Annotated in this window: 11 protein-coding genes; 4 read left to right on the top strand and 7 right to left on the bottom strand. The window is 58.8% G+C overall.

Features of this window, described 5'->3' with window-relative positions:
* The first annotated feature begins 1 nt into the window (after nt 1).
* The 3 genes from QS713_RS05720 to QS713_RS05710 are packed head-to-tail and all read left to right on the top strand — an operon-like array spanning nt 2 to nt 2669.
* Nucleotides 2–943, top strand: a complete 942-nt coding sequence (locus QS713_RS05720; RefSeq protein WP_313273214.1) for an ABC transporter substrate-binding protein — start codon at nt 2–4, stop codon at nt 941–943.
* Between the two features lie 5 nt (nt 944–948).
* The gene (locus QS713_RS05715) at nt 949–1887 is read left to right on the top strand and encodes an amino acid ABC transporter permease (RefSeq protein WP_102215869.1); all 939 of its coding nucleotides are present in this window, start codon (nt 949–951) and stop codon (nt 1885–1887) included.
* On the top strand, nt 1884–2669 hold the full coding sequence (locus tag QS713_RS05710; RefSeq protein WP_313273212.1) for an amino acid ABC transporter ATP-binding protein: 786 nt from the start codon (nt 1884–1886) through the stop codon (nt 2667–2669). The genes QS713_RS05715 and QS713_RS05710 overlap by 4 nt, the downstream gene beginning before the upstream one ends.
* Nucleotides 2670–2922: 253 nt before the next feature.
* On the opposite strand, the gene QS713_RS05705 is transcribed toward QS713_RS05710, so the two are convergent.
* From QS713_RS05705 to glgA, 5 genes are all read right to left on the bottom strand, one after another.
* Complete coding sequence (locus QS713_RS05705; RefSeq protein WP_313273210.1) at nt 2923–3633, bottom strand: histidine phosphatase family protein; 711 nt, start codon at nt 3631–3633, stop codon at nt 2923–2925.
* Nucleotides 3634–3646: 13 nt separating this feature from the next.
* Nucleotides 3647–6754, bottom strand: coding sequence for a bifunctional [glutamine synthetase] adenylyltransferase/[glutamine synthetase]-adenylyl-L-tyrosine phosphorylase (locus tag QS713_RS05700; protein WP_313273207.1), 3108 nt, complete (start codon nt 6752–6754; stop codon nt 3647–3649).
* 3 nt (nt 6755–6757) lie between these two features.
* A complete protein-coding gene (locus QS713_RS05695; protein WP_376779559.1) occupies nt 6758–8086 on the bottom strand; it encodes a glutamine synthetase family protein in 1329 nt (442 codons plus the stop codon).
* Nucleotides 8087–8162: 76 nt separating this feature from the next.
* The gene (locus tag QS713_RS05690; RefSeq protein WP_313273205.1) at nt 8163–8960 is read right to left on the bottom strand and encodes an ABC transporter ATP-binding protein; all 798 of its coding nucleotides are present in this window, start codon (nt 8958–8960) and stop codon (nt 8163–8165) included.
* Between the two features lie 122 nt (nt 8961–9082).
* Complete coding sequence (glgA, locus tag QS713_RS05685; protein WP_313273202.1) at nt 9083–10300, bottom strand: glycogen synthase; 1218 nt, start codon at nt 10298–10300, stop codon at nt 9083–9085.
* Between the two features lie 98 nt (nt 10301–10398).
* Here glgA and glgC point away from each other — a divergent pair, with 98 nt between their 5' ends.
* A complete protein-coding gene (glgC, locus tag QS713_RS05680) occupies nt 10399–11637 on the top strand; it encodes a glucose-1-phosphate adenylyltransferase (RefSeq protein ID WP_313273200.1) in 1239 nt (412 codons plus the stop codon).
* Nucleotides 11638–11894: 257 nt separating this feature from the next.
* Here the strand turns inward: glgC and QS713_RS05675 are convergent, their stop codons facing one another.
* Nucleotides 11895–12287, bottom strand: coding sequence for a DUF3040 domain-containing protein (locus tag QS713_RS05675; RefSeq protein WP_313273197.1), 393 nt, complete (start codon nt 12285–12287; stop codon nt 11895–11897).
* A 129-nt stretch (nt 12288–12416) separates the two neighbouring features.
* Nucleotides 12417–13652 carry a DNA polymerase IV gene (dinB, locus tag QS713_RS05670; protein ID WP_313273196.1) on the bottom strand — a complete coding sequence of 412 codons (1236 nt, stop codon included), beginning with the start codon at nt 13650–13652 and terminating at the stop codon, nt 12417–12419.
* Nucleotides 13653–13695 lie beyond the last annotated feature (43 nt).

The raw sequence follows: 13695 nt of genomic DNA, 5'->3' as shown, positions 1-13695 counted from the left end.
TGTGAAAAAGTTACCCGCCTTGGTATGCGCCATCACCCTCGCCGGCTCGTTAGCACTCGCCGGCTGTTCAGACCCCGATGACAACGCGGACAAAACCACGAACGGCGCCGCCCCCTCAGCGTCCCAATCAACAGACACCAAAACATTCGATTTCTCAAAACTAAAACCGCAAGACAACATCGCCGCCATGGTCCCTCAAGCGGTTAAAGACCAAGGAATCTTACGCAACGGTGCCTCAACTGACTACGCGCCCGCAGAATTTAGGGACACAGATGGGCAAACCCCCATGGGCTACGACATCGACATCGTCAAAGCCCTCGCGTTAGTGATGGGACTAAAAGACGGGCAAACCTCACACGCAGAATTCCCCGCTATCATCCCCGCACTCGGATCCAAGTTCGACGTGGGTGCCTCCGCATTCACCATCACGCCCGACCGCATTAAAGAAGCCAACATGATCGCGTACGTAGAAGTCGGCTCCGCGTACTCCGTTAAAAAAGGCAACCCCGGACACTTTGACCCCAAAGACCCGTGTGGCAAAATCATCGGCGTACAAACCGGTACCTACCAGCACGACTACGCGCGGGAACTATCCGATAAATGCGTGTCGGATGGGAAAGAAGCAATAAAAGTGATGCCCCACAAACTCAACACGGACGTGGTCACGAAAGTTGCGGGCGGCCAGTACGACGCTGGTTTTTGCGACTCCACAGTAACCGGCTACGCGATTGAACAAACAAAAGACCAGCTTGAACAAGTTGGGGACGTTCTCGAATCCGAACCACAAGGCATAGTGGTCAGTAAGAACGATGAGGAACTCACCAAGGCTGTGCAGGCCGCGATGCAGTACCTCATGGACGAAGGGTATCTGAAGGAAATCCTCGGTACCTACGGCGCGGAATCTGCGGCCCTAAGTGAAGCGCAACTGAACCCTGGGAAGTAGCACCAATGTCGAACAAAATAGATTTTATCCACCCAAAGCCAGTTCCCCGGCCGAGCCGCTACATTTCAGCTGCCGTGGTGGCGGTCCTAGCTGCGATGGGGATAAACGCGCTGATCACTAACCGCACGTTTAACTGGCCGGTGGTGTGGGAATGGTTTTTCTCTCGCACCGTTATGGTTGGCGTTGCATTCACTCTGATTCTGACGGTCCTCGCCATGGCGTTCGGCACCGCACTAGCGATCACCATGGCGATCATGCGCCAATCCCCAAACCCGATTCTGCGGGGCGTGTCTTGGTTCTACATCTGGTTCTTCCGCGGCACCCCCATTTACACGCAACTGATTTTCTGGTCTCTCGTTCCCGTGCTTTACCCCACGCTCTCCCTTGGCATTCCGTTTGGCCCCGAGTTCGTGACGTTTAGTACCTCAAAATACTTCACCACGTTCTGGATGGCGGTAGTGGGGCTGTCCCTGAACGAGGGGGCGTACCTATCGGAAATTATCCGTTCGGGTTTGAATGCGGTTGACTCCGGCCAGTCGGAGGCCGCGACCGCTCTGGGGATGAGCCGCTCCCAGGTGATGCGGCGCATTATCCTCCCGCAAGCGATGCGCGTCATCATTCCCCCCATTGGGAACGAAACTATTTCAATGCTCAAAACCACTTCGCTGGCGTCTGCGATTCCGTTCATTTTAGAACTCACATTCGCTACTAACGACAAGGGGCAGCAGTACTTCCAACCCGTGCCGTTCCTCATGGTCGCGGCCATCTGGTACCTGCTGATAACATCCGTGCTGATGATTGGGCAAATGTACCTCGAACGCTACTTCGGACGCGGCTTCGACAACGGTGGTTCAGCTAAAAAGAAACACCGCAAGAACCGCAAGAGCATAGTCCTCAGTGCGAATACAACTAAAAATGACCCGTTCTTGGATGTGACCCCATGACCTCAAATAACGCGAAAATTGAAATCAAAAATATTCATAAGTTTTTCGACGACCTGCACGTGCTCAAAGACGTGTCACTGAACGTGCACGACGGTGAAGTGTGCGTACTCCTCGGCCCGTCCGGGTCGGGTAAGTCCACGCTTCTTAGGTGCGTGAACGGTTTAGAGCAGATCTCCGCGGGCCGCATCTACCTCGATGGCGACCTGTTGGGAATGCGGGAAGAAACGCGCGCGGATGGTTCCTCGCAACTGTACGCGCTTAAAGATAAAGAGGTATCTGCTCAGCGGGCGCGCATGGGCATGGTATTCCAGCGTTTCAACCTCTTCCCCCACATGACGGCCGCCGAGAATGTGATGGAAGCCCCAATTCAGGTGCGGGGGGTGAAGAAGCCTGAGGCACAAAAACGCGCTTTAGAACTGTTGGATCGCGTTGGGTTGGCGGATCGGGCCGAACACTACCCGTCCCAACTTTCCGGCGGACAACAGCAGCGCGTTGCAATCGCCCGGGCGCTCGCGATGGACCCGGAGATCATGCTGTTTGACGAACCCACCTCCGCGCTAGACCCGGAGCTGGTGGGGGAAGTGCTGGGGGTCATGAAGGACCTGGCGCAAGGGGGGATGACGATGATTGTGGTTACCCACGAAATCGGGTTCGCCCGCGAAGTTGCCGACCAGATCGTATTCATGGATGAGGGGCGAATCGTTGAACGCGGAGCCCCGGAGCAGATCCTGGCTCGCCCCAAGCAGGAACGCACCGCTCAGTTTTTGTCCACTGTACTGTGAAGTCCCGCCCCCCTTGGAGGGCGCGGGGGCTCCGGGCGGGCTCTTACTGTCGCAGCTACAACGCGCATTACGCGCCCGAGCGGGGGCTCCCGGGCGGGCTCTTGCTGTCGCCGCTACAACGCGCATTACGCGTCCGGGCGGGCTCTTGCTGTCGCCGCTACAACGCGCATTACGCGTCCGGGCGGGCTCTTGCTGTGGCCGCTACAACGGGCATTACGCGCCCGAGCGGGGCATCGCTAGCGTCGGACGCGTACTAGTCACGCAGGCGCGACGCCGTTGGTGTGGTCGAAAGTTGGGAGCGGTCGTAATCCCCGATTTTCCGGTCGCTCCACGTGAGGCCCCGCCAACTACGCGGGCCTGTCCAGGAATCCCCCACGTGCTCAAGCACGGTGGTGGACGCGTTATCCATTGGGTGCGTTGCAACCAGGGGCAGGTCAATCTGATCCGTTAAATACGCACTAATTACGCGCGACACTGCGCCGTGCGAAACGATCACGATCGCACGCTTATCACTTGCGTAGTCTGGATCTAACCGGTGGGTTTCGCAGGCGCTTTCAATAACCGGCAAATACTGGTCAAGCACTTGCTGCCCACCGTACCCACCGGGCATGCGCGTATCCCATTTGCCAGCGACCCACGCGTGGACAACCTGCAGGTACGTTTGAATATCTTCTGGTTTAGTGGACATCTCCATGCTGCCGGCAGTCACCTCCCGCACCCCCGGGTTGATACGCACCGGCAGGTCATACCGGGTGGCGAGAGGGCGGGCAGTCTGCTGCGTACGCAACAAGTTGGAAGCGATTATACAACCAGGCAAAACATCGGTGCGGGCCTCAAACTCTTCGGCTAAACGCTGCGCTTGAGCCCGCCCTACTTCGTCTAACGGCGCCCTCGGAGCAGCGGTATCCAAAGCCCTCGTTCGATTAGAAGCGGTTTGTCCGTGCCGAACCAGAACTAACTTCATAACCACACCTTTCCTATTTGGTGAAATACCGGGTGAACACCGCGCGCGCCCTGCGGGCCGCTGCTAAATAGTCGTTCGCCAGCAGCTCGTAATCGTCTAGATCGTATCCCATTAGCTGGGCAATCATTCGCTGCTCCGCCTGGCCGGGGAAAAGTCTGTCCAGATTGCGTGTTTTCCCAGTTGCCAGCACGTTAGCCGCTCGCAGCCGGCTGCCAAACACCCACGCGTCGCGCAGCACCTGAACCTCATCGGCAGGTAGCAGTTCTTGCACCTCAATCGCCTCCAGCGCCGCCAGGGTACCCGTGGTTCGCAACTGCGGATGCTGCCGCGCATAGTTCAACTGGAACCACTGCACCAACCACTCCACATCACTGAGCCCACCCGGCCCCAACTTCAAATGGTGAACTGCGCCCCGGGGAATCCGTTCGTTCTCCATCCGTGCTTTCAGCAAACGCACGGTGCGCAAATCATTGGGCTGCAGTTCAGCTTCATAGCGGGGGCGCTGCAGAGCGTGCGTCATCTTCCGCGCTAGCTCACTAGTGCCAATCGGCCGCGCCCGCAAAAGCGCCTGCCGCTCCCACGCGCGCGCGTGCTCGCGCCAATACTGCGCGTACTGTTCGACGGTTCGGCTCAGCGTCCCATCGCGTCCCTCAGGCCGCAAATCTAAATCCAACTGCACGCTCGGAGTGCGGCCCACGCGCCCCAACAAGTCAATGGTTCTACGCACAATCTGCGTCGCTAACTCCTGCCCCCGCTGCGGCGGTAGAGAAGTTTCGTGCACAAAAATGACGTCCGCATCCGACCCGTACGAAGCCTCCTGCCCACCGTAGCGTCCCATCGCCACGGCGCACACTCGGATATCCGCATCCACCTCCTGCTGTGCCCGCAACAGCGCTGCCTCAATCACCACGTCCGTCGCCACCGTCAAAATGGTACGTGCCCGACCAACGTCAATGCGCGTGGAAACGTCAGCGATCGCACTGCGAGTGAACTCCCGGCCCCGGATGTAGCGTACCCGCTCCAGGGCATCCTCCGTATCCGCGTTGCGTTCCATCACTGCAGAACACTCGCGTGCCAACGCGGCGGAGTCAACGGGCTCTAACCCATTGCCATCCAACCACTGCACTGCCTGCGGATGTTCCATCAGCATCTCCACCGCGTAGGTGGAGGTGGGGAGGATGCGTGCAAGCCGTTGCGCCGCATGCGCGGAGTCGCGCAGTAACGCCAGGTACCAGTGCGACCCCCCGATGGTGTCCGAGAGGCGGCGGAAGTTCAAAATCCCGCGATCAGGTTCCGCTCCCCCACTGATCCACGCGAGCATCGCGGGCAGCAGGTGGCGTTGAATGGTGGCACGCCGGCTCGGGCCCGCTATGAGGGACTGCACGTGCCGCATCACTCCTTTCGGGTCGCGGTACCCCAGGGCTTGCAGACGCTGGGCTGCTCCCTCGGTGCTCAGCAGTACGCTTTGCTCATCTAGCTGCGCAATAGTATGCACGATCGGGCGGTAAAACAACCGTTGATGCAGGTCCCGCACCTGTGCGCGGACCGCATTCCACTGCTCGTCTAAGACTTCTTTCCCCGCACTGTTACCCGGCCAGATCCACCGGGCCAGCACGTGCGCGGTCTTCTTTTGGGCCGGTAACTGGTGCGTACGCCGGAACGCTTGCAGTTGCGCCCCGTGCTCGAACACCCTCAAGGTGCGATAGCAAGTGGAGAACACTTGCGCATCGGACCGCGCAACGTAACCCAGTTGGGCGAGCCTAGCAAGACCACCCAACGTGGAACGCACGCGCAAACGCGGGTCAGACCGGCCGTGTACTAGCTGTAGCAGTTGCACGCTGAACTCCACGTCCCGCAATCCGCCGGGCGAAAGCTTGATTTCTGTCTCCTTGCGCTTTGCCGGCACCGAATGTTCAACTCGCGTTCGCATCTGCCGCACCTCAGTTACGAAACCGGTGGTCGCCGCAATATTCCACACAAACGCCGACACGAGTTGCAAGAACCGTTTACCTAACCGCCGGTCTCCCGCTCCAATTCGGGCTTTCATGAGGGCTTGGAACTCCCACTGTTTCGCCCACTTGCGGTAGTACTGCTCGTAGCTTTCAAGCGTGCGCGCCAGTGGCCCATCCCGACCTTCAGGACGCAACCCGGCGTCTAGGGTCCACAATGCTGGTTCGGCGCCCGGCGCTGAGCAGCACGTGCGCACATGTCCAATCAGCTGACGGCACAGGTCGTGTTCGTGCGCTTCGCCACCCCGATTATCGTCCGCACTCGCGCTTCCGGTTGTCGAACTGTTCTCAGCGGTGTCGGGCGCCGGCTCGTACAGGTAGAGTACATCGACGTCGGAAATATAGTTGAGCTCCTGCCCACCGGTTTTCCCCATCGCCATTATTGTGAACGCCCAGTGCGCACACTCGGGCACCCTCGTTTTGGCGTATTCCAACGCCAGCTCCAAAGTAGCGTCCACCAAGTCGCAGATCATGGCGCTCGTGGTGGCGACCTGTTCGAACCGGTCTGGTGCCTGGGAATCTTGCAGCACAATCCGAATCATCGCCTGCCAGTAGGCGCGCCTAATTAGCGTCTGCCCGCTCGCCGCAGGGTCATGTTGGCGCTGTACCTCAATCCGGTTTCGCATCCACCGCAGCATTTGCTCCGCCGGCTCGCTGTCGTCGCCCCAGTTGTTCGCCGTGGATTCTTGCGTTGGCGCCTGGCCCTCCGGCGCGAGTACCTGGCTCTCGTGCGAACCCGCCCCCGCCTCGTCCTCCAGGCCTGGAACCACGCGCGGCTGCGGCAACGGGGGAATGCTCCCGATGCGCATGCACGCGGGATGGGCGACGATGTAGTTCGCGAGCGCGTGGGAGGCACCCAGTACAGTTAGGAGCGCATCTCGGTCTTGAGCATCAGCCAGCACGCTGCGAAGTGTGTGCGAATCAGTGTCCAGCAGGCGTCGGCACGCCAGCAGCGCTGCATCTGGGTCCGCCACGTTAAACCAACGCAGGATCTGCTGTGGCGGCGGGCCGTCTAGTTCGCGGGCGAGTTCGCGAGCTTGCCGCCAGGCGCGGTCTGGATCCATGAAACCTATGGTGAGCGCGAGAGTTGTGGGTGACTGCTTCGATTCCATGGGTCACAGAGGGCGGATTGACTTCCGGAGCTCCCACGGTGTCACCTGGGCCCGGTAGGCGTTCCATTCCGAAACCTTGTCGCGCAGCACGTAGTCGAACGCTTCCTCCCCCAACGTGGCGGCAACCAGTTCGGAGCGCGCCATTGTGTCAATCGCGTCTTTTAGCGAATGCGGTAGGTCTTCGATTCCCAGTACGGCCCGTTCGCTGTCGGATAGTTGCCACACGTCGTCTTGGGCTTCTTCCATGAGGTCGTAGCGTCCCTGCACGCCCGCTAACCCAGCGGCGATTAGGACCGCGAAGGCTAAGTAGGGGTTCGCAGCGGAGTCGATTGCACGGTATTCCACGCGCGCGTCTTGGCCTTTACCAGGTTTGTACAGGGGGATGCGCACTAGTGCGGACCGGTTATTGTGGCCCCAGCAGATGTAGCAGGGTGCTTCCCCACCACCCCACAGGCGTTTGTAGGAGTTCACGTGCTGGTTCACCACGGCGGATATTTCGCGGGCGTGGCGTAGCAGCCCGGCGATAAAGGCGCGGGCGGTGCGGGACATGCGGTGTTGCCCAGCGGGGTCGTAGAACGCGTTACTGCCCCCTTCGAGCAGGGAGATGTGAGTGTGCATTCCCGACCCGGGGTAGTCGATGAAGGGTTTTGGCATGAACGTGGCCATCTGGTTTTCGCTCAACGCGATTTCTTGCACCACCGTGTGGAGGGATTGGATATTGTCCGCTGCGGTGAGCGCGTCCGCGGCCCTCAGGTCGATTTCGTTTTGCCCGGGCCCGGCTTCGTGATGGGAGAATTCGACGGAGATTCCCATGTCTTCCAGCGCTTGTACGGCCCTGCGGCGGAAGTCGTTTGAACCGCCGCGGGCGACGTAGTCGAAGTATCCTGCGTTGTCGACCGGTTCGATAGCGAGGGGGTCGCTGGTCTGCTTCAGCATGTAAAACTCCACTTCGGTGTGGATTTGCACGCTGAATCCGATTTCTTCGGCACGTCGCAGGGTGCGTTCCAGTACGCCCCGCGGGTCAGAGAGCGCCGGTTTCCCTTCGGGAGTGAGCAGGTCGCAGAACATGCGCGCCACTTTCTCCCCCTGGTTGGGCAGGAGCGCGAACGTGGTCGGGTCTGGGCGCAGGAGCATGTCGGATTCGTACACGCGGGTGAGGCCTTGCACTGCGGACCCGTCGAATCCCAAACCTTCACTGAACGCGGCTTCTAGTTCGCCCGGGTCGATTGCCACGGCTTTGAGCTGGCCGGATACGTCCGTGAACCACAGGCGGATAAACCGGATGTCCGATTCAACTACGGTTCGCATTACTTCTTGCGCTGCTGGGTGCACACCCGTTCCTCTCGTTTTGCCTTGGGTTCTTTTGTTGCTTGAGGCCTTGGGTGGCTCAAACGTTACGGCCCAGATCTTATTCGGCGCGTCCCCACCAGCGACCGTTGTCTTCACCGACGCGCAGCGGTAAGCCGAAGGTGTCAGAAACCTGGTCGTCGGTCAGTACCTTGTGGAGCGGCCCCTGACCGATGATGGATCCGTTTTTCATGAGGGCTGCGTGGGTGAAGCCTTTCGGGATCTGCTCCAGGTGGTGGGTGATGAGCACGAGCGCTGGTGAACGCGGATCCTTCGCGATCTCTTCGAGCGCTAGCATCAGCAGTTCCCGCGCTCCCAGGTCTAGCCCGGCCACGGGTTCGTCGAGGATCAGGATCTGCGGGTCTGCCATCAGGGCCCGGCAGATCTGCGTTCGTTGCTGTTCCCCAGCGGAGAGGGTGCTGAACTTGCGGTCCGCAAGGGCCTCAATACCAAACAAGTGCATGAGGTCGTGTGCGCGGGAAACGTCTTGCTGTTCATATTCTTCGCGTCCGCGCCCAGTTTTACCGTAGATGGAACTTAAGACTAGGTCTTCGACCGTGGCTTCGGGGCGGATCAAGGAGCGTTCCGCGGAGGATGACAGGCCGACGTAAGTACGTAGTTCCCGCACGTCCACTTCCCCAAGTTTGTACCCCAGGATTTTCGCTTCCGCGTTACTGTCTTTGGAGTAGGAGGGGAAAACTCGGCCGGTGAGGAGGTTTATTAACGTCGTTTTTCCCGCTCCATTGGGGCCGAGGATCACCCAGTTTTCTTTCGGACCAATCGTCCAGTCGATGTTCGATAGGATCGGTTTTCCGCCGCGGCGAACATCCACGTGCTTGAGTGTCACAACTGTTTCCATGCCTTAACCTTACCGCGCACCGCGAGCGCCGGGGCGGCGCCGTTCCCACTTGCTTGAAGTACCGCTTGTTCAGCCCGATCTTGCTTTTTGCAGTGGCGTGCTCAGAGTCTGTGCGCGTGCGTCTATCGCGCGTTCAGCACTTGTTCGTACACTTCCACGGTGCGTTTACCGATTGTTTCCCACGAGAATTGTGCTTGGGCGCGTTCACGTCCCGCTTTCCCCATTCGTGCCGCTAAGTCTGGGTCTTCTAGCAGGGAGGTTAGACGCTCGGCCATGTCGTGCTGGAATTTTTGTGGGTCGAGTGGTTTGCCGGTCCCGTCTTGTTTTTGTTCTATTGGCACGAGGTACCCGGTTTCGCCGTCTACGATCACGTCGGGGATCCCTCCGGTAGCGGTTCCCACCACCGGTAGGTCAACGGCCATGGCTTCGAGGTTTACGATCCCTAATGGTTCGTACACGGATGGGGTGACGAACACGGTTCCGGCACTGAGCACGGCCACTAGTTGTTCGCGCGGCAGCATTTCGGTGATTAGGTGCACCGAGTTCAGTTCTTCGCGCAGTTCGTCCACTAGGCCGCGGACTTCTTCCATTATCTGTTTCGTATCGGGCGCTCCGGCACACAGCACCACTTGTGTTTCTTTGGGTACTTCACGCAGGGCGCGCAGCAGGTGGGGCAGTCCTTTTTGTCGTGTCACGCGCCCCACGAATACTACGGTTGGCCGGTTTTCGTCGATTCCTAATCGTTTGAGGGTCTGGCGCGCTGCTTGCTTTTCCTCATCGGTTTGTGGCTTGTTCCACCGGCTAAGGTCAATCCCGTTGTGCACCACGTGGACGCGGTCGGGGTCGATCTTCGGGTAGCAGCGCAAGATGTCTTCGCGCATCCCGTTGGACACGGCGATGACTCCGTCGGCTGCTTCAAAAGCGGTGCGTTCGGCCCAGGAAGAGAGGTTGTATCCCCCGCCTAACTGCTCGCGTTTCCACGGGCGAAAGGGTTCTAGCGAGTGGGCGGACACCACGTGGGGAACCTCGTGAAGCAGGTGGGCCCAGTGCCCACCCATGTTTGCGTACCAGGTGTGCGAGTGCACCAGGTCCGTGCCTTCCACGCCCTGCGCCATTTGCAGGTCAACCCCCATGGTGCGCAGCGCGGGATTTGCCTCATCTAGGCCAGGTAAGTAGTCGTAGCCAACCACCTCGGGTGCGTCGGTGCCGCGGGGTCCGTCGAACGCGTGGACTCGCACGTCGATTAGGTCACTGAGCACGCGCGCCAGCTCTTCAACGTGCACACCCGCACCACCGTAAACATGCGGGGGGTATTCACGGGTCAGCAGATCTACTCGCATCGGTCTTACCTCATCTTTAATTGCTTTTTTACCATTCCTATAAACAGTATAAGACCATTCGTTCGCCTAAGTTATGTTCCTCACACTATGATGGAAGCATGGCTAAACCTAATGTGCTCGCAATTGTCCTCGCGGGTGGCGAGGGGAAGCGGCTTATGCCCCTCACCACCGATCGCGCCAAACCAGCTGTTCCGTTCGGTGGCCACTACCGACTGATTGACTTTGCCCTGTCAAATATTGTCAACTCTGGCTACCTGCAAGTGGTGGTGTTAACTCAGTACAAGTCCCATTCTTTGGACCGCCACATCACCACCACGTGGCGCATGTCGAACCTGCTGGGTAACTACGTAACTCCTGTCCCTGCGCAGCAGCGCCGGGGCCCGCACTGGTACTTGGGTTCCGCGGACGCAATCTACCAGTCGCTGAACATTGTGGACGATGAGAAGCCCGATTACATCGTCATCGTGGGGGCCGACAATATTTACCGCATGGATTTCTCACAGATGATGGATCACCATATTGAATCGGGCTTGCCCTGCACCGTGGCTGGGATTCGCCAGCCCATCGAACTGTCCCAATCCTTTGGGGTGATCGAAGCGAAAGACGGTCGGATCCAACGGTTCGTAGAAAAACCAGAAACTACCGAGGGCCTACCCGACGACCCGAACTCGTTCCTCGCCTCCATGGGGAACTACATTTTCACAACTGACGCGCTCGTCAAAGCGCTGCGGGCAGACGCGTCTGATGAAACGTCTGAGCACGACATGGGTGGCGATATTGTTCCCTACTTCGTGGATCACGGAGGCTGCGGGGTATACGACTTCATTGACAACGACGTTCCCGGTTCAACTGAACGCGACCGGGACTACTGGCGGGATGTTGGAACACTGGACGCGTACTATGAGGCAAATATGGACCTGATTTCCGTCCACCCCATCTTTAACCTTTACAACCACCGGTGGCCCACCCACACGCAGATTCCCGGCCACCTACCGCCCGCTAAGTTCGTTTACGCGCAAGAACACGAGCGGATGGGACACGCGGTTGACTCGTTTGTGTCGCCTGGCGTGATTGTTTCTGGTGGAAGAATCCAAGGTTCAATCATCTCACCTGGCGTTTACGTGCACTCCTGGGCGCAGATCAAAGATTCCGTGGTGATGGACAACTGTCGGATTGGTCGCAACGCCGTGGTGTCAAAGGCGATTTTGGACAAGAACGTGGTCGTGATGGAAGACGCGCAAGTTGGTGTCGATGTGGAACACGATCGGGCGCGGGGCCTGACTGTCACAGAATCTGGAATCACGGTCGTACCAAAAGGTTACGTAGTGAACCCGTAGGCCGCTCTTGCAGTCAAAATTGATCTTCGACCAGGATGGTCTTTCTACCTAAGAATCACCGTCCTGGTCCGGATGAGCGTTCCTAGCCAAGATAGGCCCAGCCAGCCCGGACGAGTTTGCAACGCGAAATAATTCAGAACGCTAAGCGCAACAGATGAGGGTTACGCACGAGCTGTGCGTAACCCTCAAAGTTTAATTTCATCAACGGCACTCACCAACTGCGCCAGCGCGCAATTACTGTTTTGGCGCAACTTTGGTTATTCGCCGCGTTTGCGCCGCTCCCACCGATCTTCTTGCCTCTGCATGAATGAACGTTTGGAACCGCTCTTCCCCCCTGAGGTGGTCCGAGCCGCCGGGACAGTTGGTTTTGTTGGAACCGTTATAAACAGTATGCCTGTGAGCATGAGGGCGAATCCCGCTACTCCAAGCAGTACTGTCAACCACAGTATGCCAATCGTTAAACCAATGATTGGTAACGCCAGGCCTACCAGCAGTAGCGCTACCCCACCGCCGACGCGGCGAGGCGAATAGGTCCGCCCAGTCCGATTCGTGCGTTGCCGCGACATTGTTGATGCCAGTCGTGGGTCATCGCGCCGCAACTCACGTTCCATCTGTTCGAGGATTGCGCGTTCCTGTTCTGACAACGCCACTGTTCTCACCCCCGGGTATTTCCCCTCTAGAAAAATGCGTTCCGTATAACGCACTGTAACCTTATCCTATCGACTTGTGCGACCGTACTGAAAACAAGAGTTAAGCGAACGCTTTTTCTACCTGCCGCCTCACTCCCGGCCATCCTCCTCACCACTATCACTCAGTAAAGACGCGGGCTGCAGTGCAGTTTCTCCAAAACGCTGCGCAATCGCATCCATTGCCCGCTCTGCCTCAAGCGTGCGCTCATCGTAGTCGAACGTTTGCGCCACCCCCATGGCGCGGTCCTGTAGGTTCTCCACCCGCAGCCCCAGCAGTCGCGCCCCACCTTTGGGCACGCCGTAATCCACCAGGAGGCGCTCGGCCGCGTGCGTGATTTCACGCGCCTGATCCGTTGGCGCATGCAACGTAACTGACCGGGTAGCGGTCTTAAAATCTGCGGACCGAACTTTAATACTCACAGTCCACCCCACGAGGTTCGCTGCCCGCAACCGCCGAGCACACTCGTGGCTTTGACGCAACAGCATTTTCAGCAGCGCATCCAAGCCGGTGACATTAGCGCTAAACGTGGTTTCCGTTCCAATGGACTTCTCTCGCGCCCGCTGCGTGACCGCCCGCGGGTCCACTCCCCATGCTAGGTCGTGCAACCGGCGCGCGTGCGCGACCCCCAGTAACCGATCCAGTTTGCTCAGCGGGTAGTGCGCTAAATCTGAAACCGTGTCCACTCCCGCGGTTTTCAACCGCTCTTGCGTGCTCGAGCCAACGCCCCACAGGGCCCCCACGGGCAGGGCATGCAAAAATGGTACCACCGCGGCTGCGGGGATCAGCAGCAGCCCATCGGGTTTAGCATGCGAAGACGCGATTTTAGCAACCGACTTCACGGGGGCGATCCCAACCGAAGCCACGAGCCCTACTTCCTCGCGGATTCGCTGGCGAATCAGGGTACCTATCTGCGTTGGGGAACCGAGCCGGCGCGTAGCCCCTCGAACATCTAAAAATGCTTCATCTATACTGATGCGCTCTACCTGCGGGGTGATCTGATCTAAAATCGCCATGACCCGGCGGGAAAACTGTGAATAAACTCCGCGCGTTGACTGCACCACGGAAGCATTCGGCGCCAACCTCAATGCCCGCGCCATCGGCATACCCGCGTAAACCCCACGCGCCCGCACATCGTAGGTAGCAGACGTCACCACGCCGCGCGCGGACTTCCCACCCACAATCAAGGGTTTACCTTTCAACTGTGGGTTGCGCAGAACCTCAACGGAAGCGAAAAACGAATCCATATCCACGTGCAAAATATGGCACTGCGAATCATCCCGACCCCAATTGCGCCGCACCCAAGCAGCCCGCGGAGCTTTCGACATCTTCCACCTCCCGTCTGAGCCCCAACACTTTTCCTACCGTCCA

Origin of the sequence: Gleimia hominis (assembly GCF_032085515.1) — a bacterium.
Lineage (GTDB): Bacteria > Actinomycetota > Actinomycetes > Actinomycetales > Actinomycetaceae > Gleimia > Gleimia hominis.
This window is presented reverse-complemented; position numbering and strand designations above follow the sequence as displayed.